General features: G+C 37.5%; 23 protein-coding genes and 18 tRNA genes. 2 read left to right on the top strand and 39 right to left on the bottom strand.

Annotation, left to right across the window (positions count from 1 at the left end):
• Window positions 1-151 precede the first annotated feature (151 nt).
• From D1B32_RS20420 to D1B32_RS20415, 3 genes are all read right to left on the bottom strand, one after another.
• The gene (locus tag D1B32_RS20420) at window positions 152-493 is read right to left on the bottom strand and encodes a KGG domain-containing protein (RefSeq protein WP_095313330.1); all 342 of its coding nucleotides are present in this window, start codon (window positions 491-493) and stop codon (window positions 152-154) included.
• A gap of 156 nt (window positions 494-649) precedes the next feature.
• Window positions 650-808, bottom strand: coding sequence for a hypothetical protein (locus D1B32_RS23905; protein WP_158586302.1), 159 nt, complete (start codon window positions 806-808; stop codon window positions 650-652).
• Between the two features lie 20 nt (window positions 809-828).
• Window positions 829-2091, bottom strand: coding sequence for a hypothetical protein (locus tag D1B32_RS20415; protein ID WP_118890310.1), 1263 nt, complete (start codon window positions 2089-2091; stop codon window positions 829-831).
• 167 nt (window positions 2092-2258) lie between these two features.
• Here D1B32_RS20415 and D1B32_RS20410 point away from each other — a divergent pair, with 167 nt between their 5' ends.
• Window positions 2259-2954, top strand: a complete 696-nt coding sequence (locus D1B32_RS20410) for a DUF421 domain-containing protein (RefSeq protein WP_338045040.1) — start codon at window positions 2259-2261, stop codon at window positions 2952-2954.
• Window positions 2955-3033: 79 nt separating this feature from the next.
• Here the strand turns inward: D1B32_RS20410 and D1B32_RS20405 are convergent, their stop codons facing one another.
• The 18 genes from D1B32_RS20405 to D1B32_RS20320 all read right to left on the bottom strand — a co-directional run bounded on the left by D1B32_RS20405 (window position 3034) and on the right by D1B32_RS20320 (window position 22282).
• Window positions 3034-4326 (bottom strand): YhfT family protein, encoded by a 1293-nt coding sequence (locus D1B32_RS20405; protein WP_118890308.1) that lies wholly within the window; start codon window positions 4324-4326, stop codon window positions 3034-3036.
• Between the two features lie 17 nt (window positions 4327-4343).
• Complete coding sequence (locus tag D1B32_RS20400; protein WP_118890307.1) at window positions 4344-4703, bottom strand: DUF2620 domain-containing protein; 360 nt, start codon at window positions 4701-4703, stop codon at window positions 4344-4346.
• The gene (locus D1B32_RS20395; protein WP_095313337.1) at window positions 4700-5083 is read right to left on the bottom strand and encodes a PRD domain-containing protein; all 384 of its coding nucleotides are present in this window, start codon (window positions 5081-5083) and stop codon (window positions 4700-4702) included. Before D1B32_RS20395 ends, D1B32_RS20400 begins: the two co-directional genes overlap by 4 nt.
• 41 nt (window positions 5084-5124) lie before the next feature.
• Window positions 5125-6198 carry an amidase gene (locus D1B32_RS20390; RefSeq protein ID WP_118890306.1) on the bottom strand — a complete coding sequence of 358 codons (1074 nt, stop codon included), beginning with the start codon at window positions 6196-6198 and terminating at the stop codon, window positions 5125-5127.
• Window positions 6199-6284: 86 nt separating this feature from the next.
• Complete coding sequence (locus D1B32_RS20385) at window positions 6285-7454, bottom strand: YhfX family PLP-dependent enzyme (RefSeq protein WP_118890305.1); 1170 nt, start codon at window positions 7452-7454, stop codon at window positions 6285-6287.
• Between the two features lie 15 nt (window positions 7455-7469).
• Window positions 7470-8678 carry a phosphopentomutase gene (locus D1B32_RS20380; protein WP_118890304.1) on the bottom strand — a complete coding sequence of 403 codons (1209 nt, stop codon included), beginning with the start codon at window positions 8676-8678 and terminating at the stop codon, window positions 7470-7472.
• Window positions 8679-8690: 12 nt separating this feature from the next.
• On the bottom strand, window positions 8691-9800 hold the full coding sequence (locus D1B32_RS20375) for an aminotransferase class V-fold PLP-dependent enzyme (protein WP_187393184.1): 1110 nt from the start codon (window positions 9798-9800) through the stop codon (window positions 8691-8693).
• A gap of 10 nt (window positions 9801-9810) precedes the next feature.
• Window positions 9811-10686 (bottom strand): phosphotriesterase family protein, encoded by an 876-nt coding sequence (locus D1B32_RS20370; RefSeq protein ID WP_095313343.1) that lies wholly within the window; start codon window positions 10684-10686, stop codon window positions 9811-9813.
• Between the two features lie 68 nt (window positions 10687-10754).
• Window positions 10755-11681 carry a GntR family transcriptional regulator YhfZ gene (gene yhfZ, locus D1B32_RS20365; RefSeq protein WP_118890303.1) on the bottom strand — a complete coding sequence of 309 codons (927 nt, stop codon included), beginning with the start codon at window positions 11679-11681 and terminating at the stop codon, window positions 10755-10757.
• Window positions 11682-11780: 99 nt separating this feature from the next.
• Window positions 11781-13142, bottom strand: a complete 1362-nt coding sequence (locus tag D1B32_RS20360) for an FAD-binding oxidoreductase (RefSeq protein ID WP_118890302.1) — start codon at window positions 13140-13142, stop codon at window positions 11781-11783.
• 264 nt (window positions 13143-13406) lie between these two features.
• Window positions 13407-15254, bottom strand: a complete 1848-nt coding sequence (locus D1B32_RS20355) for an exo-beta-N-acetylmuramidase NamZ family protein (protein ID WP_118890301.1) — start codon at window positions 15252-15254, stop codon at window positions 13407-13409.
• Between the two features lie 36 nt (window positions 15255-15290).
• Window positions 15291-15644 carry a PTS lactose/cellobiose transporter subunit IIA gene (locus D1B32_RS20350; protein ID WP_118890300.1) on the bottom strand — a complete coding sequence of 118 codons (354 nt, stop codon included), beginning with the start codon at window positions 15642-15644 and terminating at the stop codon, window positions 15291-15293.
• Window positions 15634-16386 carry a carbohydrate deacetylase gene (locus tag D1B32_RS20345; RefSeq protein WP_118890299.1) on the bottom strand — a complete coding sequence of 251 codons (753 nt, stop codon included), beginning with the start codon at window positions 16384-16386 and terminating at the stop codon, window positions 15634-15636. The genes D1B32_RS20350 and D1B32_RS20345 overlap by 11 nt, the downstream gene beginning before the upstream one ends.
• Window positions 16386-17678 (bottom strand): PTS cellobiose transporter subunit IIC, encoded by a 1293-nt coding sequence (gene celB / locus D1B32_RS20340; RefSeq protein WP_118890298.1) that lies wholly within the window; start codon window positions 17676-17678, stop codon window positions 16386-16388. Before celB ends, D1B32_RS20345 begins: the two co-directional genes overlap by 1 nt.
• A 24-nt stretch (window positions 17679-17702) precedes the next feature.
• Window positions 17703-18005, bottom strand: coding sequence for a PTS sugar transporter subunit IIB (locus D1B32_RS20335; protein ID WP_118890297.1), 303 nt, complete (start codon window positions 18003-18005; stop codon window positions 17703-17705).
• 32 nt (window positions 18006-18037) lie between these two features.
• Window positions 18038-19336, bottom strand: coding sequence for a 6-phospho-beta-glucosidase (locus tag D1B32_RS20330; RefSeq protein WP_095313357.1), 1299 nt, complete (start codon window positions 19334-19336; stop codon window positions 18038-18040).
• A 148-nt stretch (window positions 19337-19484) separates the two neighbouring features.
• Entirely contained in the window at window positions 19485-21386 is a 1902-nt protein-coding gene (locus tag D1B32_RS20325; protein ID WP_275669474.1) for a BglG family transcription antiterminator, read from the bottom strand.
• A 167-nt stretch (window positions 21387-21553) separates the two neighbouring features.
• Window positions 21554-22282 (bottom strand): HAD family hydrolase, encoded by a 729-nt coding sequence (locus D1B32_RS20320; protein ID WP_118890295.1) that lies wholly within the window; start codon window positions 22280-22282, stop codon window positions 21554-21556.
• A 199-nt stretch (window positions 22283-22481) separates the two neighbouring features.
• On the opposite strand from D1B32_RS20320, the gene D1B32_RS20315 reads away from it, so the two are divergent.
• Window positions 22482-22784, top strand: coding sequence for a PepSY domain-containing protein (locus D1B32_RS20315; RefSeq protein ID WP_205126996.1), 303 nt, complete (start codon window positions 22482-22484; stop codon window positions 22782-22784).
• Between the two features lie 211 nt (window positions 22785-22995).
• Here the strand turns inward: D1B32_RS20315 and D1B32_RS20310 are convergent.
• From D1B32_RS20310 to D1B32_RS20225, 18 genes are all read right to left on the bottom strand, one after another.
• Window positions 22996-23086 (bottom strand) — tRNA-Ser (locus D1B32_RS20310).
• 3 nt (window positions 23087-23089) lie between these two features.
• A tRNA-Asn gene (locus D1B32_RS20305) sits at window positions 23090-23164 on the bottom strand.
• Between the two features lie 10 nt (window positions 23165-23174).
• Window positions 23175-23248 (bottom strand) — tRNA-Arg (locus D1B32_RS20300).
• 66 nt (window positions 23249-23314) lie between these two features.
• Window positions 23315-23388: transfer RNA gene (locus tag D1B32_RS20295), tRNA-Ile, on the bottom strand.
• Window positions 23389-23403: 15 nt separating this feature from the next.
• A tRNA-Gly gene (locus D1B32_RS20290) sits at window positions 23404-23477 on the bottom strand.
• A gap of 16 nt (window positions 23478-23493) precedes the next feature.
• Window positions 23494-23579, bottom strand: a tRNA-Tyr gene (locus tag D1B32_RS20285).
• 9 nt (window positions 23580-23588) lie between these two features.
• A tRNA-Phe gene (locus D1B32_RS20280) sits at window positions 23589-23664 on the bottom strand.
• Window positions 23665-23689: 25 nt separating this feature from the next.
• Window positions 23690-23782 (bottom strand) — tRNA-Ser (locus tag D1B32_RS20275).
• A gap of 20 nt (window positions 23783-23802) precedes the next feature.
• Window positions 23803-23876: transfer RNA gene (locus D1B32_RS20270), tRNA-Ile, on the bottom strand.
• Between the two features lie 22 nt (window positions 23877-23898).
• A tRNA-His gene (locus D1B32_RS20265) sits at window positions 23899-23974 on the bottom strand.
• Window positions 23975-23999: 25 nt separating this feature from the next.
• A tRNA-Met gene (locus tag D1B32_RS20260) sits at window positions 24000-24076 on the bottom strand.
• A 10-nt stretch (window positions 24077-24086) separates the two neighbouring features.
• Window positions 24087-24159, bottom strand: a tRNA-Ala gene (locus D1B32_RS20255).
• 90 nt (window positions 24160-24249) lie between these two features.
• A tRNA-Arg gene (locus D1B32_RS20250) sits at window positions 24250-24323 on the bottom strand.
• Window positions 24324-24404: 81 nt separating this feature from the next.
• A tRNA-Leu gene (locus D1B32_RS20245) sits at window positions 24405-24486 on the bottom strand.
• Between the two features lie 8 nt (window positions 24487-24494).
• A tRNA-Lys gene (locus D1B32_RS20240) sits at window positions 24495-24567 on the bottom strand.
• A gap of 13 nt (window positions 24568-24580) precedes the next feature.
• Window positions 24581-24656: transfer RNA gene (locus D1B32_RS20235), tRNA-Thr, on the bottom strand.
• Window positions 24657-24659: 3 nt separating this feature from the next.
• Window positions 24660-24736 (bottom strand) — tRNA-Asp (locus D1B32_RS20230).
• 90 nt (window positions 24737-24826) lie between these two features.
• Window positions 24827-24903: transfer RNA gene (locus D1B32_RS20225), tRNA-Met, on the bottom strand.
• Window positions 24904-24948 lie beyond the last annotated feature (45 nt).

Here is a 24948-nt window from a genome sequence, read left to right as displayed (position 1 = left end):
CGGAAGGTCGTCATCCATGATGGTTAACGGTAACAAGCAAAATAATCGAATTTGTAAACGGCATAGATATTATCCTCAACAAAAAGCTGAGTGAGCAAGAATCTTATGCATACTTGCTCACTCAGCTTCTATATTTTTCTATTAAGTTTTATTATGAGTTGTTGCTGTTATTTCTCCGTTGGCGTGCACGGGCATTACCGCCTTTTTCACCAATTTCTTCATAAAACTCTTGGTCATGGCTTTTTGAAGTTGCTTCTCCACCTTTTTGACCAATCTCTTCATAAAACTCTTGATCATGATTTTTGGCGGTTGCTTCTCCACCTTTTTGACCGATTTCCTCATAAAAGTCCTGGTCATGATTTTGAGCAGTGGCCTTTCCGCCTTTTTGGCCGATTTCCTCATAGAACTCTTGGTCATGATTTCTTGAGGTTACGTTTCCACCTTTTTTTCCTGCTTGTTCACGAGACATCTTACCATTATTGTTTCTAGCCATTTTCTAACAGCTCCTTTCAATAGTTGATAGTCTTGCTCGTACATTAATTGTGTTCCACGATAGAAATTACGTAAACATGAAAAATAGTTTTTAATAGGTTTGTATTCCGATTGTAATATATTTCATGCGCTACCTCTTAGTGGCGAAGTGTAAAATCTACTTCTTTTTATTTTTCCCATTCAATTTATCAAATACTTTTTCTGTTGCTGTTTCTTTTTCCTCTTTTTCTTTATCTTCCAATTCAAAGTCGAGGCGATCCTCTGTCGGCAAACTAAAAAACGAATCCTTTGATGACTTCTTTTCTTTGGAAACCATAAGCTCATTCCTTTCTGATTTTAAAATCGAGCATTAATTTCAGAATTCACATAGTTTTTCCGTTTCATCCATACAAACCCATCACCTTTTGTAATGACAGCTACATCAATTGGTGGACCAACAGACTCTGTTGCTCTTGTCACTCGTCTTTTAAAGGAAGTAAGACTAATAAGCATTTCTGCCATATCGGCCAGCTCTTCTTTTGGCAAGGATCGCACAACACCAAGTAATGGCTCAACATAATTTGTTTGCTGGTATTCCTTTACTGCATCTTCTATCGACTCATACACTTCTTTACCCAAGCTTTGCAGTTCTGTAACTTGTTCCTCGGTAAAATCTATCGATACATGCTTTTGAATTTGCTCTGGATAGTCTTTTAACACGTTAGCAATAATGTCAAAGATAACATCTTCCATATTCGGTTCCATTCCGCCTATGAATGAATCGACCATTTCTCGTTGCGCAAAAGCGGTAACAGCAGCTGTTCCATCCATTTTATCTGTCGTATAGCTAATTCTTTTTTCCTTTAGCTTTTTGTATTTCAATTGGTCAAATACAAAGCCTTCTAATCGGTAGTTTAATAATTGCGGAAAAATTTCTTCTTCGCCATATCCAGCAATTACAAATCCAGTACTTCCTACACTGAAATAATCTTTCTTTGCTGCTTCAAAAGCAAGCTCGTAAAATGTTTCCGTCAGTTCACTGGGGATTTCATACGTAATCAGCTCATCTTTAATCTCATCAATAACAGAGCCGAATTTTTCTTTAAATGCACCATAATTGATCTCCAAAAAGGTTTTTCTCTCCTTTTGGTACGATTGTATATTCTCATTTATACAGTCTACTAACCATTCCGTTACTTTTTCAGCGGAAATGTCCCCATCTTTATTCCTTTCATGCCTGATTATGTCCTCCACTTCTTTTACAATACGCTTTAGATTGTCAGAAAAAATGCGGTAAATGACTATTTCTTCTACATTTTCATTTTTAAATCGCTCATCTTGTCGTAAAAAATTAAAAAAGTCCTCCAAATAGTTGGTCAAATTAGCGAATTTCCGTTCACCAAGATTATCGCGATACGATTTAATAATGACATCCCAAGGCACCTCCATAAACGATGCAGCACCATAAACCATTATTCCGATTGGATGTTCACTTGATAAGGAGAATAATTTGTTTGCTGTATTATAAACCTTTTGTACACCGTCTCTGCCACTTGTGATTGCACTATCAGCAGCCAACGAAATACCTTGTTTATTCATTATCGCTACCTCTGCTGTCATATGTTTGCCTCCTTTTTCTTACTATGTATGTATCACGAATCAATGGATATGAAACGAAATCGATTATGCTTCTATCATGAAAAGCAGCTAATAGACTTCAGGATTAAGAAACAGAAGAAAGGGTAATACAACATTAAACTAACTAAGCATTTCAAAAGGCGGGATGAATCATAGAAACTTCCATAAGCATAAAAGTAATTTGCGGACTTTTAGCTTTGCTGCTTGTTGTCCGTCTCTTAGGAAAAAAAGAACTCTCACAAATAACACCATTTGACCTTGTCTATCTATTAGTTCTTGGTGGCCTGCTCGAGGAATCTATTTATGATGATCTGGTAACTGTATGGCAAGTACTGTATGCGATAGGATTATGGGCGGCTTTAATTTATATAATAGAACTGATTGTACGAAGATTTGACAGAATGCGAACGGTTATTAAAGGGGAACCTTCTATTATCATAAAAGATGGAGAACTGGATGTAAAAACACTGAAAAAGAACAAACTAGAATCCGAGCAGCTCCGAACAATGCTGAGGCAACAAGGTATATTTTCTTTACAAGAAGTAAAATACGCAGTTCTGGAGCCGAGCGGACAATTAAGTGTCTTGAAAAATGAATTATCATCCCCAGTAACTGCCGAAATGCTATCAATTAAACCCAAAAAGGCTACTTTAACTCATCTACTTGTCGATGAGGGAAGGATCGAAAAGAAAGCATTGAAAAATATCCAAAAAGACGAAAGATGGTTACGAGCTCAATTGGCTGAAAAGGGTTATAAGGATTTAAGCAAGATTTATTATGCTGAATGGTCTAGCGCGAATGGGATTGTTGTTAGAGGGGTAAAAAGGGATGACGCAGCTTTATAGCACAAAGAGAGTTAGCATAAGATTTCCATAATGAATAAAACAAGACAAGGCGCATTGCACCTTGTCTCGCTTCCCTACCTTATTGAGGTATATTCATAACTCCAAGCAATACTAAAATATTAACAATAATCCCTACTGCTATTGCCCCCACTGGCCCTACTGCTATTCGAACGATTGGACGCCCAGCAGCTTCATTCAACAGATAGAATCCAGCAATAAAGAAGAAACCAAATCCTGGTGCAATCATATTTGCAGCATTCGCACCACCAATTAGTAACGCAACTTCAAGTAATTTGGTCATGGCACTGCGAATGTTCTCTCCAGAGTTACGGACACCCGGATATTTATCTAAGAATTTAGCAATATAACTCAATAGCATTACTTCCGCAAAAATTACGACGGCACCAATAATAACTGCTAACCACACATTTGGTGCAAATAAACCAACGACGAAAATCAAGGTAAATCCAACTGGACTATAAACACCAGTTGCTATTGCCGTACTTGCAACTAATGGAATAAATCCAATTGCTCTTGCTGCTGCAGCAATTCCAGCATCCGTTTGTTTGCCTTCTGCAAGTAAGTTAAGTGAAATCGGATCACCAGCCATCAATAATAGATTGGTAGCTCCAGCAATTAAAGCACCGATAATCATAAAGTACACAACATTTTTCTTAATACGTAATACTTTTTCACTAAAAACAGAGGCTAAATCCACAGAGGACCCTTCTTCTGCTTTTTCTCTCATTGCGTAAGCAAATAAGAAAATCATACCGACAATTAAAGCCATACCTTCTTGGTTTAATGTAATCACATTATCACCAATTGTAAGTAGTCCTTGTTCATTTACAAATACGGCTAGCTGTCTAACAATAGCTGCTACTGCAAAAGTTAAAATACCTTTTTTAATACTGAATTGCAACGCAACTGCCAGTGCAGGGAAAGCCATAAATGTAACAACCACAGGAGTCCCAACCTCCCCAAGTGGCTCAAGGAAATTAACTGGAAGGTATTCAAATAATTTAACAAATCCTTCAAGACCAGTTAGAAGTCCCCAGCCATACAGACCACCGATGATTGCTGCAATCGGCGTACCCCACTTGTTCTTAGGTGTTATTAGTCCAATAATATCGGTTCCTAACAAAATACTGTGGATTAAAATAATACTTGCTGATAAGGTAAATGGTATCCCAAACCCAATTACCAAACCAAAACTCATAGCAAATGCAGTTAAACCAAGTTCTCTACGTTTTAAGCTTCCATCAATATGTTCTGAAACAATTGGTCGTAAACCATCATTAAATACCGCAATATTTTGATTCGCTAAAATAGCAGCCACTGCACCTATTAATATGACAAACAATGTTTCCATTTATTTGTCCTCCTATTCTATGAATTTGTTTTAATCGCATTTAATATCATTGGTACTGCTGTCTCAACGTGATCACCTGTAAACCCAAAAGCCTTTTTTCCGTTCTTGACTGCTTCTATAACATTCTCTTCTTTAGGCTTTTTCCCTGGCATTGATACAGTTTCACACTGTTTTCTTCCAAGCATTGCAATCGCCATAGCTAATGCTCCACCACCACCTGTATGGCAAGCACCAAAGTAGTAATCTGCTTTACCTGTTTTCATTTCCATTGCCGCTTCTAAGTCAGATTTGACAACGGTTTCAATTGTAGGATCCAACTCCTTTATTAATCTTTCAATCTCTTTTTTCTCCACTTGCCCACCAATAACAATTTTCATCGTAACTCCTCCTTATATAAATTCGTATTTAATACTGTTACATAATGCATATAAAGAAATTTCTTTTCTCCCTGTGGTAAAGGTTGACTCCACTTATCCTCAATCATTGCGACTTGCTCTTTGGCTAATCCAAAATGTTCTGATTGTTCCACTTCACGCATTATTTCCCCTGCTGGTTCTTCTACTTCCTCTCCTGCATCAATTCTTGTAAGTGCCATTGGCAGGTGGGTAAAGAGCATCTCAGCTTGGTCAATATCCGTTTTATTAACAACCCCCATGATTTGCGTGAATGCCTGTAAGGCAACTTCATGTGCAGTATTAGAAATTACCTTTTGCTCGAGCAAAAGTTGTAGCCTTTCCTTATAAGCCTGTAAATTCATAAAAACACCTCCAATTCTTCTAATTGTATGATGAATAACCACTACCAAAAATCTAACCGCGAAACGTGCTGATCATTTTCCAGGTAGTATCTTCTCCAAATCTCCGGCAAATGAATAGCTCCCTCCAACTGCTGGGCTAAATCAAAAGCGTATCCACAATGAGCAATTCCGCTTTTGGCAATTATCGTGATGCCACTAGCCAACGTACTTGTAGGAACAGTAATAGCTGTCGTTTGACACATATTAGCAGCTCGAATAAGGTATTTACCATGGTTTTTGGTTAAATTTATACCTGCTTCTCCAAAATGCTGTGGGATGGTTTCCCCATATCCATATACGTCAACAGGTCCTTCACAGGTAAGAATCATATCCGCTTGTCTCTCTTGCAAACAATAACGAATGACGTCAATAGCTGTCTTTCTCTCATCAATTCCATTCATATCAATCTCTTCGATTTGATAGTTGCTCAATTGAATAGAAGCTAAGTGTTCCATTACTTTATCATGCATATCTATCTGATCGGGACCGATTATAGATCCCTTTTTAGGAATTACAATTTTTAACCTTTTCTCTGAAGATGGCGTTAACTTTTGTTCAAGCATGCATTCCATTACTTCTTTTAACATCGAAATACGCTTTGCAATGACACCTATACTCCCTGTAAATTCATATTGGTCAGTGGACAGCTTTTTATTTTTTACAAACAGCCCAGTTCCTGCACCAATTATGGATGGAAGCTGGCAGCTCATTGCAGGAGCAAGCACAGAACCACCACCGTCTGTACCTATAACAAAATCGTTGATTCCTTTTAAAATATTGATAGGTCCACCACTAGTTGAACCGGTCATAGCGCGATACGTTAATGGGTTTATTAAATCCGTATCTATCGCCCTCCCCTTATCAGCAGATTTATCAATTGTTAGCCAAGCAAAATTCGTATGTGTCCGAACCCGCCGGATTATGTTTTCCGGAATTTGACTCGTATTCTTTATTCCGAAATAGAGCATATTCCTATTTTTATCCCTTATTTCATTCACTATCATTGGATTAACTGCAATTACAGATCTGCCTATTTCTCCTTTTGCTAGCTGGATTTTATCTATCAGGCCTGGCATGATAGCTCCCTCCATATTTTCTTCATAACAGGTTATTGTTGTAATACTTACCATTCCTTTCATTTATAGATTTCAAAAGCCATCATTTATTCGTCTATATTATTAGTTGGAATGACATGTCCTACTGAATCATAAATCCCTATAAGCTTTGGATCATCATTTATATTTTCAACGATTGCTATCTGGGCATTTGTTACAAAAACCTGTGTACGAAATGCATAAATAACGGTATCGCCAACATGTACATCCTCGGTTTCCAATGTTCCATAATAATCAATATTTGCTGGGTCATTTTCAATCACTGAAACTCTTTGCAAATTCCTTTTATCCGTTGCAACTAAAGCACCCTCCATACGTGATCGTGGATAGAAGCCACCTCCAAACACATATGCCTGGTGATTATATATATGAGATACCTCGGTTACATAAACCATCGATGGTTTTTCAGGCAGGTCACCCGAGGCATGTAAAGGAGTTGTGCCAGTCATAGCATGACCCGGCTCCCCTTGTGTAGCGCCATTTTCTTTTAATAGTTTTATCGTAGCTGTAGAGGTGGCACTTGGCATATTCATCTCTAAGTCATGGATACCTTTTTCAGCTAACAATTTCTTTGCTTGTTGCATCGTTAAAACGTTTTGTGTTACCTGTGGTGAATTATCCTTAATTAATATACATGGGAAACTCGTTAATCCTGCGATTTCGATACCTGTTAATCGCATTAAATTTTCCACATCATGATGCAGTTGGGATAATGTAAATCCTCCATTTTGTCCGTTATACAAAAAATCCTCTGTATCGGCAATTCGTAAATATATTTTCTGCTTTTTATTCATTTGTACCGCAACTTCACTAATCTGACATGCATTTTCATAACTAAAAACGGTTACAAATTCTGGTTCTAATTGCAAGATTGTACGAATCATCCCCTTTGGAATTTGCACCAAATGTCCAACATGGCCAATTTTAATGCCATATTGATTTAATGTAATTGCTTCCCAAGGATCTACTGCTACCGCTTTCTTAATACCAGCTTCAACAATAGCGTTAGCAACTAATTCATTTCTGCCAAACTGTTTTGTCATAAACAATAATTCAATATCCTGTTTTTTGGCTTCTTTGGACAACAGTTGAACATTATGCTTCACCATATCTAAGTCCAGTACATATGTGTTCGGCGAAATTAGTCCTTGCTGATGAAACTCAATCGCTGTTTCAATTAATTTTCTATTCTGTTTTAATGTTGCATCTAAGAACATACGGAAACCTCCTCTCTACTTTATTAAAGGAAGAAATGACGTACCATTTTCTGTCCTATCCAACCCTAAATAGGCTGCACCTGTAGCTGCAATATCAGATAATGTCTCTCTTTCCCCAAGATATTTAGACTCCTTTTGCTTCTGATACGCTAATAAATACGTTTTTTCTCGGGTATGCTGATTATGGCCAATCGTTGGGTCATTTCCATGATCAGCACTCAATATTAAAAGATCTTGTTCCGTCATTTTTTCGATAATTTCTGGTAAATAGCGATCGACTAACTCAATCCGATCTGCATACCGTTCAGGGTTTTGAGCATGCCCTGCTAAATCTGTTTCCTGAATCGTGGCTGCAATTACACCATGCTGCACATGGTCCATTTCGTTTATAATTTCCTTCATGACTTGTTCTGTATCAACTCCGGGTAATTTTGTAGCACCTTCACAATAAATGACATCCTGCATTTTCCCAACTAGCGATACATCCAGACCAGCTTTTTTTGCCAGAGTAGGTAGTTGATATTCAGGTGATATACCGTATCCTAAATGACGTACCTGATACCCTTGTTTATAGACATTTGATTTTGGTGAGTTTACTCCTACTAGGCCATCTTCTCTTCTCTCTACTGATTTTCGTAAATGCTGGGGTGTTACATTTTCTCCACCGAGTGCAATAACACGATTAACCTTCACCTGTTTACGTACACATTGGCCAATTCTTAATACCTCTTCAAAGGATATATAATCAAGTGGTGCGGTTACATTATAAATTTGACCAAAGTCCGTTTCGATATTGTCCGCAACAATAACTAAATCATCTACTAATAAATAAGCTAGATTAGCATCTGGTATTCTCACATTATATCCTTCTTTTTCCAATGCTCGCTTTACCTCTTCCATATTGTCAATAAAGGGTGCTAAATATGTTTTCTTCGGTTTAGAGCCCATGATTTCATTATGACCCTCAAAGCTATCCGCTCCGTTATGCATCAAATTTAAGCAACCATAGCTGGCAAGTTGATTCTCACCTATCTTTAAGGCTGGATGATTCACAATCTTGTTAATCCCTAGTTTCTCCAGGGCAGGGATTTGTATGGATGGAACCGCATCCATAATATGATAGAATGTATTCGCTCCTATATCCTGTGGGTGGTAGTATTTGGCGTCCTCCATATACCCAACACCTAAGCTATCTAGGATGATTATTATAACTCTTTTCTTCAAGCTAATTCCTCCCTATTTACTTCGCTGCTTTGCTTGCTCAATGGATAAGGTAAGGATTCTAAGAACGGTATCAACTCCACTTCGTAAAGGATTTATCCGAATCATCGTTTTCTCTAATGATGGATCAGAAGCTAAAAACGTACCAGACACCTTATAGAACATTGGTACAAATTCATATTTCGATTCTGCTCCTACTGGATTCGGTGCAGCCCCAAGTTCATTAGCATGATGAAGTACTTGATCTGCAATTGGTTCGTCGAATTCCACCAGTAGTACCTTCGATTGAGCATTTGCGAGAAAGGCGCTTTTCACACCAGGGATAGCTCCATGGTTAAGCTGTTTGACTAATTGCTCATTAACTCCAGCTTGAATTGCTAACATGACAGGTGCATAAATAAGACCTCTTAATGCTTCTAATGCTTCATATCCTTGAATTTGACTTCCACCAGAATAGTTAAATGCTTCTATCTTTTCGATCAAATCTGCTTTCCCTGCGATTAGACCTACACCTTCTGGCCCTAATAACTTAAACAGAGAAAAGGTAGATAAATCAGCTCCGATTTGTGCTCCAATCTGACCAACTTTCATCGCAGCATAGTTATCATCCGTAATAATAGTCAGAGATGGCTCAACCGATTGAATAACTTCAATTATTTCGGCAAAATCATAATGATCATTTATTTGCTGACGCGTGTGTTGGATCAGTACACCTTTTAGATCAGGATGTGCAGCAATCCCTGCTTTGATTTCCTCATGTTTATGGAAATCAACTGCAATCGGAATTATCCCCATTGATTCTAAGGTTGTTTTACTAGTTGGATAGATAGGAGCGTCATGCACTAAAATTTTATCATTCGGTTTTAAGAAACTCATAAAACCATAGCGTAATGCACCGGTTCCAGCTCCACGTACTAGTTTCGCCCGCTCAACACCAAAGAACGCTGCTAATACTTCCTCTACCTTTTTGGTATAAGTCGGTTTATTCAAGCCCTTTACCACACCCAAATCACCAAGCGAAAGTATCTCGTCACCTCTAAAGTGCTTTGTAATCACATCGATTAATAAAAATTGTCTTTGCTGTGCTTCCTCTAAGGAAATACTTTTTAGTGGACTTGTTTGCATTAAAATCACCTTAGCCTTTCATAAACGTGATTGGATTTTTTACCAGCAATTTATCAATGGAAGCTTCTGTAATTCCAGAACGTTCCAGCATCGGAATAAATGCATCTAATAAATATGCATAGCCAAGTCCACCTTGATACTCTAAATGTGACTTTCTTGTTATATCCATTGATAAAACGACTTGATCCATGTAGCCTCTTTCTTGTATTTCCTTTAATATATCTGCTCGCACTTGATCCGGCATATAATTCTCTTTGCCGATTGTATCAAATTCAACATATGCTCCTTCTCGCAACATGTGGAGAATATAGTCTCTATCCCCGGTTAAATCGACATGTCCGATAATAACTCTGCTTAAATCAATCCCATTTTCTTTGAAAAATGCTACCTGTTCATGACCTAGTGTTCCTAAAGTCGTATGCGTTGTAATCGGCTTTCCTGTTTCTTTATGTGCAATAACAACCGCTTCAAATACCTTTTTTTCTGTCTCCGTCCATTTATGATGGCTCGTGCCAATTTCTCCAATGATTTCAGCCTTTACAGACGTTCCTTTTATACCCTCATTTATGTCTTTAATCATTCTTAACGCAAGCTCTTCCCTTGTTTCCCTGAATACTTGAATCGGATAAAACTTCTCCTGGTAAAAGCCAGTTGAAGAAATTATATTTATACCACTTTCTTCGGCTACTTTTTGGACATAGGGAATATTTCTCCCCATTCCAAAGTTCGTTACATCAATAATGTTACGAACACCTTTATCATATAGCTTCGTATATTCTCGAACTGTTTCCGAAAATACATCCAGCTGACAATCTTCATTATTTTTAATTTCCGATAGATCAATCGTTGTATGCTCGTGCATATAGGTAATTCCATCTACTAACAACTGGATCACTCTCCCTTAAGTGGGACAGGGGATAGATTCCTGATTTCTCTGTTCCTGTCTGCACATTGTTAATACCGTGGAATTTTATCCCCTGACTCAACTTGCTTTTGAATTTCTAAAATGCTTTTTATTTCAACAGTCCCCCACTTTTCAGCAATTTCTTGCTCTCTATCACCATCGATTATAATAACTGCTTCTGATGTTTCTTCTGCTATTTTCTTGGCTTCCGGCAATTGGAAATCTATTGCTTTAAAAGATTTTGTTATTCGTTTGTCATCTATACTCCAGATAGCAGCATCTAATTGCTTCGAATCTAGCATATCTAAAAGTTGCATATAATTAATATGCACATACTCTACGTCCAGCCCCTTGAATTCATTGAACGTTAATTCTTTCTGGTCAGGTGAATCCATATCGACTCCTACTCGCATTCCATTTTGAATCGAATTTTCATGTTGATCAGCCAAAAAGATTTTATGTGCTGATACATAGCTATTAATGCCAAATTCCTTCATGATTTTTAAGTTGGGATAATTCGATAAGCTATTAACTGCTGTCATTTTCGAAACAATTGAAAAATCACTTCGCTTTGTGCGGATAGATTCAATACGGTTTAAACCTCCACGCATGTAAGATAAATTAATTCTTTTGCCAGATAATTCAAAGGCTTCCACCATGCCAGTGGCGAGCCCTTCATATTTTCTTGAATATGGCAGCGGCATGGAACCAATCAATGGTGCTATACCAGCGATTTCCTGCAATAGCTCTATATCTTTATCTACTAGATATGTTCCTAGATGCCCTCTTGCCTCCAGTCGAATTGCTTTTAATTCTTCTAATAAACCTAGCGCAATTTGTACGGTTCCTCTACCGATGGATAACTTCACACTATAGTCAGTAACTCTAGGAATCTTATTACCAATCTCCACGTCTAATAATTCTTTTGCAATATTTTTGGCCGTTAACCCATTTTTTGAATATAATTTTTCCCACATATCATTACCTCAAATCAATATACTATTTTTTGTATATTATAATTATAAGCGTTTACAACAGGTAAATCAATGGGGTTATCGAATTAAAAAGTTCCTATATTAAAATAACTTCCCTGGATTTAATCTGGTATTTGGATCAATCGCATTTTTAATTTTACGCATCAAATCCAATTCTACAGGATTACGCATTTTTTCTAGATAAGGTTTCTTTATAATGCCTATCCCATGTTCAGCTGAAGGTAATCCACCCAACTCATTAACTTTTTTATAAAGATCTTCTAATAGAGCTTGTCGTCTTACTTGCCAAGTTGCTTCATCTAAACCTTCCTTCATTAAAACAGTATGGATATTTCCATCCCCCGCATGCCCAAAATTGATTACTTTCAAGCCATGCTTTGTTTGTAATTCTTTTGTATAATCAATCATCTCACTAAATTTATTAATCGGCACAACTTCATCTAGCATTTCATATTCTGTAAACTGCATAAGCGCAACCAATATATTATCCCGAAGTAACCAAGCCTTTTCCTCTTCTTCTTGGGTAAGTAAAGGAATAATTTCTGCTGCTTGACCTTTTAAAATATTATTCACAGTATTAATCTTGCGAAATACAGTCTCCTGTTCATTACTATCGATTGTCATTAAGACATATGCTTCACCCTTTTGACTTTGTAATAAAACCTTTGTATATTTTTCACTATATTCAATCGTTCCTCTTTCAAATAATTCTAATGCTGTTGGCTCGATGCCATTTTGAAGAATAGTTAATACACCATTTGTCGCATCTTTTAATGTATGAAAAGCCAATAGAACCGATTCTTTATATTTTGGCAGCGGTAACACTTTTAATTTGATTTTCGTTGTTATTCCTAATGTCCCCTCTGAACCTATAAATAAGTTCTTCAAATCGTATCCAGAACTACTTTTTATGTTTAAACTTCCCAGTGTAACCTTTTCTCCTTCTGGCAAGACAACTTCCAATTCACGAACATAGTCTTTCGTTGTACCATATTTTACTGCTCGCATACCGCCTGCGTTTGTAGCAATATTACCTCCAATAGTAGAGTTTTTTGAGCCCGGATCTGGTGGGTAAAAATAACCTCTATTTTCAACAAATGCTTGAATTTCATTTAACTGAACCCCTGGTTCTACAGTTAATGTCATCGTCTCTTCATCTAGTGCTAGAATACGATTCATTTGATGAACATCAATAATTAATTCTCCTCCGCTTATTGGAACTTGAGAGCCTGCTACACCTGTACCAGCTCCACGAGCAATAATTGGGATATTTTCCTTATTAGCAAACTTGACTAAGTCGATTACTTCTTGTGTTGTATTTGGGAGCGCAACCGCATGTACAGCTGCAACTTCTTTATAAGAGAAATCCGTTTTGTATACTTCAGGCACGTCTTTATCTATAAAAAGACGTTCTTTATCAGTTATGATATCTCGCAAGTGCATTTAAATCCTCCTCTGTTTGGTAGACTTTTAGATTGTTTTTCAACACACAATATACTAAATTTCGTATATTTATATTGTAAACGTTTTAGTTTTATTTCGCAAGCGGAAGAGGGGGTATCCAATATCCTTAGCTCCAGTTTGTCTACTCTATCACAATTGGAAACTCTGCATTCTCTAAGCTCTCTATACATATTATTTAATTGCAAAAAAGTAGCCTTATTAGTCAAGGCTACTAAGTTTTTATAATTAAAACTTTTCAAGATGTTAATGCCTTAAATCAAATACAATTCTCCCTGCATAACCAGGTCGTTCATAGTCAACTTTGTCAACCTTTAGATTAAATTCACTAATAAACATTCCGTCCTTCAAATAATAATCAATATGGTTAATCACTGGGCTATTTTCTACTAAAATAGTTCCACCTTCATCATTCAATTCCTTACCGATCTCTGCATAAGGGATCTTTAAAAGTAATTTACCGGTGACTTCCTCTACTTCATAATGATTAACAGTTTTATTTAAATCGACAACAATTCGAGAATAATTTGAATGAATACCATACCGAATATTTTCAACACGTGTAGCCGATACTTCTACCGTGCGTGATGCAGTAAAATCATCATAGGTAGCCACTACCTCACCTATACCTCCAGATGTAGCGTAAAAATTTCCATCTTCTACATATCCAATATCATTTGTGACTTCCCATTCAATATCTTTTGGTTTAATATCCAGCCTTTCGCCATTTTTATCAAATCCTTTTATTGTTAATTCTACCATTTCGCCTGGTGAAGCTGCCAAATCCAATGGAAAAATGCCTAGAGCTTCCCGCTCTTTATATGGCTCTGCATCCTCTGGGTATGGATTATACAATAAATAGTTGTTGCGGACATCTACAATCCAATTATTGAGTTCGTCCTCCCAGGAACTTATAATACGATTAACTGGTTCATTATCCAAAATCATTTCAGGAACATCTGGGTCACCAATTAGATTTGCATAACTGGGAGTCATTTCAAATTCCTCCGGGTTCTGGTCGCGCATAGCGTCTACTAAATTCAGTCCCAGAGATACGAGATTAATTGCTGAAGGTTCATCTATATGAATTTGCACACCACCTACTAGTTCACCTTCATATTTTCCAAACATCGGAGTAAAGTAGGCTGGTCTGAAGGTAACCCCGGCAAGGCCTCTACTATACATTTCTTCTGCCAATGCTTCACCATTGATCCATGGTGCTCCCACCAACTCAAAGGGTTTCGTAGTGCCAAGTCCCGTTGACAAAGAAGTATCATCCAATAATTCTGTTCCTGTATAAAGATATGCGGTTTCCTTTGTGGGAATATTAGGGGATGTCATAACCCACGGTAGACCAGTATCCTCAAAATGCATCGACCGTTTCCACCCCTTCATTTTGGCTACTTTTAAGTTCAGGCCCATGCTGTATTCATGATTCCACATTGTAGCTAGTTCACCAACAGTCATTCCATGTCTAACCGGTAAGAGAAACCTTCCCATAAAACTTACCGTGGATTCAGATCGTAGTGGCCCTTCGACCTTTTCTCCACCAATTGGATTTGGACGATCAAGAACGATGAGTTCTTTATCAAATTCTGCTGCTGCTTCCATTGCAAAGCCTAGTGTATAAATATAGGTGTACACATTGGAACCAATATCCTGAATGTCAAACAACAATACGTCAACGTTTTCTAGCATCTCTTCCGTAGGTTTCCATGTTGGACCATATAAACTATAAACTGGCAGCCCCGTCTTCTCATCAACATAGGAATCAACATACTCCCCAGCTTCTTGGTCACCACGTATTCCATGCTCTGGTCCGAACAATGCAGTTAAATTAATCTCTGAATGGTTATACAATAGGTCAATATCACTTACAAGATTACGATCAACTCCAGTCGGATTTGTTATTAATCCAACCTTTTTATCTTTGACCCAATTGATATGATCTTCTAAAAAAATTTCAATTCCAGGCGTCACTCTCGATTTCTTTTTTGTAACATTATTATTTTCCTCTGCGCTAGATATAGTTATCAAGGATGTCGTAACTAACATAAATGCAACAACTGTAATAAAACTTTTAATATTCTTCATCAGAAACACCCCTTTATTTTTAAAATTGAGTTTGTTCTATAAGCCTCCGATCTTTTCCACGACAAGCTCTATTTTTTCTTCTAATTGATGTTGTTTCCGATACATCATGATTAACTCTTCTATAAGATTTTTTTCTGCCATTACCGTCATCAAATGGTCCTGTGCATGTATCAATAAGACAGGCAAACGCTCTAGATTAAATTTGGCATCCTCATGGATAAATTTTGTTTGGAATTTATGAGCTTTCAGTAGTTCTAAGGTGGCTTGATTCATTTTTGATTCCGTTTGCTCAAATGCTCCATTTCTTGCATTCTGTAATGCCTCATGCATAAGTGATTTGGCATCACCCGCGTGTAAGATAATATACATAGAAAATTCTTCAATTTTCATTTTGCAGCCCCCCATAATTGATTAATGCAATGGCATGCTTCTGTAAACACTGTTTTAATCTGTTATCAACAAGTATCCCCAATTCTTTCATTCTAGTAAGATTGTAGCTACTTGTTTTCATTAGCCATGGATCCAAGAATGCAGGGTGACACATAACTTCAGTAACACCGAGCTTCATTTCAGAAATAATTTCCATCATATATTTCAATGAAACATGTTCCTCTCCGTAAAAATCATAATGAAAATAATCACTAGTAGTTACCTTACTCCCCGGTAGTTCCTTCTCAGTAAATGTCCGAACAGGTAATTTGTACTTTTGTCCAATTTCCATTACTGCTTCCCAAGCTTCAGGGATATGAAGATGCATGTGATGATGACTGTCAATATGCGTCACCTGGCCATTCCATTTATAAAGCAAATCAAGCTGTGCCTGAAGTTCCTTTTTAATATCTTGTCTTTTTGCAGATTGTATAAGTTCTTCTCCTTTTAAAAAGTCACCATTTTGATCGACCAAACTATTTACGTTAGCAGAAATAGGTTTACCAAAATCTAAAACAAAATGTAGGCCAATACCAAGATTCGGAAAATGCTTTGCCTCTGCTAAACTCTCTTTAGCAAATTCAGTATTTACCATTACGGTTGTACTTGTAAGAATACCATGTTGATATGCATAAAGAATTCCTGCGGTAACTCCTGGAGTAAGACCAAAATCGTCGGCATTTAATATCAAAGATTTCTTCATTATTTCTTGTTTCCTGCTTCTTCTTTTGTAGCAGCAGCTACGTCTAAAGTAGATTCTTCCTGTAACAGCTGTTTATCATATAATCGAAAGAACGGATAATAAATAAACAAAGCCACTATAATATTGACAAGCATTAATACTCCACCACGCCAATCACCTGTTGTAAGGATTCCAGAAATAGGAGGTGGTGTGGTCCATGGCACAATAATATAGGGCTTACCAACAAGTCCTATCGACATTGCAAAATACGTTAAGAGACCAACAACTAATGGAGCTAGAATAAAAGGAATCACAAGAATTGGGTTCATTACAATTGGCGCACCGAATACGACGGGTTCACTAATATTAAAAACACTTGACCAAATAGAACCTTTTCCTAAGCTTTTCAGATGTTTAGAGCGTGCACGCCATACAAACAATATCGTTAGAGAAAGCACCATACCACAACCACCAACAGCCCACCAAATTGCCATAAATGGCTGACCAATAATGTAGGGTAGTTCTTCGCCAGCTTGTTGTGCTGCCACGTTTTGTTCCGTTAGACTGTACCAGATTGGAGCCATAATACTAGCAACAACGGATATACCATGTATACCAAAAGCCCACAATAAATGAATGAGTAAAATAGCAATAATCGCTCCCCATATGCTACTACCCACCATTTCTAAAGGTTCCCTTAGTACAGCACCAACCACACCATGTAACGATAGATCAGACGTAGATTTCAATAGAAGATCGAGGCCCCAGACAATGGAAATTATCGCAGCCCCCGGTATAAGAGCAGAAAAAGCACGCCATACAGATGGCGGAACCCCCTCTGGCATTCGTATAATAATATTTCTTACTTCAAAGAAACGATAGACTTCCACTGTAAATAATGCGATAAGAATAGCAATAAACAATCCCTGACTTCCCATTAAGCTTAATGGAATATTACCGTCTTCTGTAAGTGGAGTGGCAACAAAGAAGGCAGCTAAACTAAGTACACCTGAAGACAGCTCATCCATTCCGTAACTTTTTGCAAGACTATATGCGATTGAAAATACTGCTACGAGCCCTAATAACCCGAATGTTGCATTTACTGGAATATTTAATGCAGGGGCATATGGTGACATAAACTCGGACCATGCAGGTACTGGTGGAGAAGAAATAATCAAAAAAAGACTACCAATAATCAATAGTGGCATAGTTGAAATGATTCCATCTCGTATTGCCTTTAAATGTCGCTGTTCCGCCAACTTTCCGGCAACGGGCATGAAATATTTTTCCATAAACGCATTGAACCCATTCATTGATTTTCCCCCTTTTTTTAGAAACTACTTCATTAATTCCATTGCTTGTTCCAATACTTTGTCTCCGTTGATTGTGCCATATGCTCTCATATCTATAATGCCTATTGGTACATTTGCTGCTTCAGCCTTACGAAAAAGTTCATTTTTTTTGTAGCGAATTTGCGGGCCAAGTAAAATAACATCTGCAGTTTTCAAATGATCTTCCAAATAATCCACAGAATGTGCTTCTATTTTCACCTCAATCTCCTTTTCAGTTGCAGCTTTTTTCATTTTTTCTACTAATAAACTCGTACTCATCCCTAAAGCACATAGTAAAGTAATTTTCATAGAGTCCATCCTTTCTTCAATCAATATAGTTGCTAACTAAACTGGGGTAAATAATGTTTATTCGCAGTTAACATCTCTTGTAAAATTTCTTTTGAACGATTTGCTGATGGAATTAATGGATGTAGTGTTAATGCTTGTAATGCAATTGTTTTGTTACCAGTAACTGCAGCTTCTACCGTAAGTTCTTCATATGCCTTAACAACTTGAAGAAGTCCCCGTATTTGCGGTGGAACAGCCCCTATTTGAATTGGTGTAATTTGATGTTTTTCTACGACACAATTTGTTTCAACGCTCACATCATCAGGTAAACAAGATATGGCTCCATTATTCCTCACATTTAAAGTGTGAATCTCCCTCGTATTCAAATGAATCGATTTGATTAGATTTATGGCTGCCTCTGAATAATAGGCACCACCTCTTTGCTCCAATGCTTTTGGTTTTTCTTTCAGGTTTTTGTTTTTATATAGATCAAATAATTCCTTTTCAATTCGTTGTACTTCGTCTGCACGAGTTTTATTTTGTTGATATTCTTCTAACTGCTTTTCAAGAATTTGGTCTGTTAGATAATAATATTTATGATAACCACACGGTAAGGACCCGAGTGATTGAAGGAAATCTAAATCCCAGCCAAAAGATGGAATATTTTTTGCCTCATAAACATCGGATTTTCCAGTTAAAATATCTTCTAATCTTGACTGCCCTTTTATATACAATTCTGTAATCCATATTAAATGGTTTATTCCGATAAAATTAATACTCACATCACGTATATCCACACCATAAGTTTTAGCGAATTTTTTATAATAATTAATCGGATTATTGCAAAGCCCAATTACTTTTACATTGCTGTGTTTTAATATGGCTTCCGTAACAATGCCAGCAGGATTTGTAAAATTTAATAACCATGCTTTAGGAGCAAGTTCTTCAATCTCTCTACATATATCTAGAATTTCTGGAATCGTTCTTAATGCCTTCATAAAACCGCCTGCACCAGTTGTTTCTTGCCCAATGACACCATGTTTAATAGAAATATATTCATCTTTTTTTCTCATCTCTAGTTGACCCACTCGTATTTGGGTAATAATGTAATCCGATTCTTTAATAGCTTCTCTTCGATCGAAAGTCGCTACGATCTTAATCGGGCTTTCCGCTTTGTCTACCATTCTCTTGGATAAGCTTTCTATAATAGATAATTTTTGTTGACCCTCTGGAATGTCGACTAGCCAAACCTCCGATATATTCAGTAACACCTGATTGTTAATAATTCCTTCTAATAACTCTGGTGTATAGGAAGAGCCCCCTCCAATCACCGTTAATTTAATTGGGCTCATTACCTTTCATCCCCTTCTTTTAATCAATTCTGTATACTTTATTTTAAATGGTAAACGCCTTCATTAGTAGAGGGATATTTTCCTTTGACAGTGGAAAAACTAAGTTTCATTTCAGGCAAAAAAAGTGAACCGTTTGTTCCCCTAGTTTTTAAACAGTGTCCATTAAAGTCCTAAACTGTTCAAAGGACGTACATTCCAAAAGTTGTAAAAGAAGTTTCATATTATCCAGTAACCTAACCAAGATTTGATACATTTCACATAAGTCCTGATTGCCTTTTTTAATATTTATTAAAATGACTATCTGAACTTGCTTATCTCCCCATAAGATAGGTTTATTTAAAGTTGCAATCGACCAAAATGTACTTTTTGTTTTTGGTTCGAGCGGATGTGGAATTGCGATCAAATTCCCAAAGCTTGTAGGGGCATACCGTTCCCTTTGTAAAACCGAATCAACATAATCTTCATCTATCTTATAATCTTCTAATAATTTATCACATAGATACCGAATTACTTCTTTTGGTGTCTCAAAATCCACATTTAAAAACGTATAACGCTCTAAAAGGTAATTATTAATAATGGATGCATCTTTTGATAATACACTTTCAATTTTGTTAATATCCTTCCTACTCAATATGGTATTTACATAAATTACCGGGACATCTAATGCTTCCTCAATTGGAATCGTTGAAACAATAAAGTCGACTTCTTTAAGTGATTGTTGATTTAAATTATAATATTCCGTTGTTCCAATAACTTCAAGATCGTCCCTAAATTTGTCTTTTAGTTTGTATAACAGTAACTGTGCACTTCCTAAGCCTGATCCACACACTATTAAACATTTCCTCACATTCCTCGTCTTGTTTTTAAGCCTCTCCTGAGCTGCTTCTATATGAAGAGCTAAATAACCAATTTCATTCTCATCAATAATCAACTCATATTTCTCATATAAAATATCCTTAGCTGCTAATGCAGCTTCAAATGATAGCGGATACTTTGTCTTTATATCTTCCAACAATGGATTTCGAAGGTTCATTTGATATTTATAACGATTAATTACTGGTTTTAAATGGAGGCTTAATGCTAAAAGCAAATCTTGGTCTTCAGAAAGATTAAAATTGTAGTTCTTATCAATCCGTTTCACTATTTCTTTTGATAATCCAAAGATCTCTTCGTCTATAACGGATAGAGCTTTTGCTTTTTCATCTGAACTTTCCATTCGTGTCCCGAGAAGATGGATAGCTAAGTACATGATTTCCTTCTCATTAAAACATACCCCAATTTCTTCAACTTGCTTTAAAATCTGTTTCGCAACTATAAATTCTTTCTTAGACCTTATTTCCTGCGATTCTTCAAGGAAGTTTTCCATCGCATGATTTTCTCTTATTCGTCTGCATGCTATAGCAACATGCATTATTAAATTGTGCAAACTAATATCCGAAATGATAATTTTGTGTTGTCTTATATTTTTTAAGATACTATTCTTAATAACTTTCAAATCTTCCTCTGGTAGAATTATATGCCAGGCAGGAGATTCCTCTATTAATTCTTGGTTTTGATTAAAGATATATTGAGAACTACAATATCTGATTTTGGTTTCGTCACCAATAACTTTTAATCCATAATATGGGCGATTAATCAGTTTTAAGTTATAAACTTCTAGTATTTTACGAACGTTTTTCAAGTCGCCTTGTAAAGTTGAACGACTTATAAATAGTTTTTGCTCAAGTTCCTCTATCTTAATATAATCGGAACTCAATAATAAACTTTCAACTAAATATTTCACACGATCTCCAGGATGAGAAGGAATTGCTTCACCTTCTTTTCTCATGTTTTCATCTAAAAATTTATTTAGTTTTTCTTCATTCTCAACCTTCAGCTTGTATCCTTTTCCTCGGAAACCGACTATCTGCATATCAATTTTCTGCAAAAAGTGATTTAATTCTTTAATATCATTTCGAACTGTTTTTGAACTCACTTGCAGATTAAGCGAAAGTTGCGAACTACTCATGGGCTCATCCGAGGAAATTAGCAATTGAAGAATACTCTGCAATCTATTGTCCAACGTAATTACCCCTTTTCTAATTATTTAATATAATCTGAATATAATTTATACTATAGCAGATAGAAAGGTTTTGGTACATGAATATAATCTTTAAAGAAATAGATGTTTTCAAATAAAAAAGCCCACAAACTCTATTAGAGATGTGAGCGAAATATTTAGTTAACTATTGCATCATTACATAACAACTCATCTGAAAATAAGTCCAATAACTCTCTCGCACTATACACTACCTTATCTGGTTTAACAGTACCCTCCGGCATATCTCGCTTTCGATGGTTCATCCACACAGCATGCCAGCCCGCTTGTTTTGCACCAACAATATCATTTGCAAACGAGTCCCCAATATAAACCGTTCTATTCTTGTCCAACCCAAGTTTATGCTCAAGAACTTCGAACGCTTCTTTGGATGGCTTCGCGTGACCAATGCCACTTGAAATAAACATATTTTCTTTAGAGATCCACCTATCTAACCTTAATTGTTTAATTTTCATCGATTGATGCCCTTCTGCTCCATTTGTTAAGACAGCAACTTGCTTATTATTCGCTATGAGAATATCCATCAGTTCCATAACTTCATCAAATAACGCTATCTGTCGCTGTTCAGCTACATAGGCTTCTTGAAAATCTATTGCTTGTTGCTCCGTCATTTCAATACCAATCTCCGTACATGCATCCTTAATCCGGCGGATATGCATTTCCTGAACGGTTAGTTTCCCAGCTACTTGATCGTCAAATAATGCATCGCTGTATTTGCGACTTATGATATAAAAATTATTTAATTCCTCATCTGTAAAAGATACATCAATCATTTTCTTACATGTATTTTTAAATGATGCTGCTTGATCGTACAATGTATCATCTACATCAAAAATAATCGTATCCATGCTATCGACCTCCATTACTATCATACTATATTATAAAAGACAGGAGAAGCGCTGGATATATTCCATTATTGATCAAATGTAACGCAATAGTTCGGTTAAACTAAAATAGGCTTCTTCACTATTTTATTCGGGCATCAACACAGACTCGGGACATATGCATAAAATGTGACTGAATGAATTCAAAGAAGGAGCATGATACATGATGCATCGAAATTGGAATTACCAAAATCTATATAACCAGCCTCAACACCACTGGCAAAATCAAGGATGGAATGACCAAATAAATTACAACCAATCCCCACAGTTTCAACGTCAAATCACTATTCAAGAAGCAATAGATATTGCACTTGCACAAGTACCTGGTCAAGCTGTAAAGGCAGAATTAGACACAAAACAAGGTGTAAGGGTTTATGAGGTGGATGTTATAACTGCCCAAGGAGTAAAATATGAAATAGCAATAAATATGAATACTGGAGAAATAGTTGAAATAGAGTTAGATTAAATGGTGATGGATGAGGAATGGAGTTATGCTCTTTTCCTCATTTTATATGTAATTGTGTATGAATTACTTCAATCAGTTTGGAAAAGATTTAAAAGTAGTGGACCTACATAATTGTGGAGTGATATTTCATTATATAGTTAAGGGGATAACAGAATTTAAACCTATGATAAAAAAACAAACCAAAATCCTTATCACTTGGTGAACCAAATACTGGCGGAGAAGGAGGGATTTGAACCCTCGCGTCGCTTACACGACCTACACCCTTAGCAGGGGCGCCTCTTCAGCCTCTTGAGTACTTCCCCAAATGGCTCCACAGGTAGGATTCGAACCTACGACCGATCGGTTAACAGCCGATTGCTCTACCACTGAGCTACTGTGGAATAGTTTATACGCGCCCTAGAGGATTCGAACCTCTGACCCACAGCTTAGAAGGCTGTTGCTCTATCCTACTGAGCTAAGGGCGCAAATGTAAAAGTATATAATAACATACAATTGTATGGAATTTAATCCAATGTAAGAATGTATAGGAATGGGCCTGAGTGGACTCGAACCACCGACCTCACGCTTATCAGGCGTGCGCTCTAACCAGCTGAGCTACAGGCCCAAAGAAAAGGGTAATTGGAGCGGGTGAAGGGAATCGAACCCTCATCATCAGCTTGGAAGGCTGAGGTTTTACCACTAAACTACACCCGCATTGTAATATATAATATGGTGGAGGGAGTAGGACTCGAACCTACGAACCCGATGGGAGCGGATTTACAGTCCGCCGCGTTTGGCCAACTTCGCTATCCCTCCACATTATAATGGTGGCTCGGGACGGAATCGAACCGCCGACACACGGATTTTCAGTCCGTTGCTCTACCGACTGAGCTACCGAGCCAATTATTTAATTAACTATTTATTTATGGAGGAGGTAGAGGGATTCGAACCCCCGCGCGGTTTGACCCGCCTGTCGGTTTTCAAGACCGATCCCTTCAGCCAGACTTGGGTATACCTCCACATTACGGTGAACTTATAATGGACCCTGCAGGATTCGAACCTGCGACCGATCGGTTATGAGCCGATAGCTCTAACCAACTGAGCTAAGGGTCCTAATATTTTCTTCATAATATAATGGGGCGACCGGTGGGGATTGAACCCACGTATGCCGGAGCCACAATCCGGTGCGTTAACCACTTCGCCACGACCGCCATTATGCAATTATTTAATTTTGAATGGTAGCGGCGGAGGGGATCGAACCCACGACCTCACGGGTATGAACCGTACGCTCTCGCCAGCTGAGCTACGCCGCCAATATTCAAATGGAGCCTAGCGGGATCGAACCGCTGACCTCCTGCGTGCAAGGCAGGCGCTCTCCCAGCTGAGCTAAGGCCCCATGTAGAAAGATAATCGGGAAAACAAGGTTCAAACTGCAATACCTTGGTCCTGAACCAAGAGCTCTACCAAGCTAAAGTTCCCGGAATAACGCGCCCGAGAGGAGTCGAACCCCTAACCTCTTGATCCGTAGTCAAACGCTCTATCCAATTGAGCTACGGGCGCCTATAGTGCTGAGTAAGAAAATTGAAACGGCAAGATAATGCTCTACCGCTGAATTACTTATACGCTTGACAAGTAATAAAATGCGGGTGAAGGGACTTGAACCCCCACGTCCGAAGACACTAGATCCTAAGTCTAGCGCGTCTGCCAATTCCGCCACACCCGCATATGAGATGAGCCATGAAGGATTCGAACCTTCGACCCTTTGATTAAAAGTCAAATGCTCTACCAACTGAGCTAATGGCTCCTACTGTAATAAATGGTGCCGGCCAGAGGACTTGAACCCCCAACCTACTGATTACAAGTCAGTTGCTCTACCAATTGAGCTAGGCCGGCATCTGGCGGTCCGGACGGGACTCGAACCCGCGACCTCCTGCGTGACAGGCAGGCATTCTAACCAACTGAACTACCGGACCAATAATAATAATATATGTTAAAACTAGCGGATACATTTATCCAGTATTTCTAGCTTTAGCTTATTTCAAGTTAATTTAATTTTATATTTTTGGTTGCGGGGGCAGGATTTGAACCTACGACCTTTGGGTTATGAGCCCAACGAGCTACCAGACTGCTCCACCCCGCGGTATGAAATAAAGTATTAAGATGAAATATGGTGGAGGATGCAGGG

Origin of the sequence: Oceanobacillus profundus, assembly GCF_003515705.1 — a bacterium.
Classification (GTDB): Bacteria; Bacillota; Bacilli; order Bacillales; family Amphibacillaceae; genus Oceanobacillus; species Oceanobacillus profundus.
The sequence above is the reverse complement of the archived record's forward strand: the minus strand, read 5'-3'. Positions and strand labels throughout refer to the sequence as shown.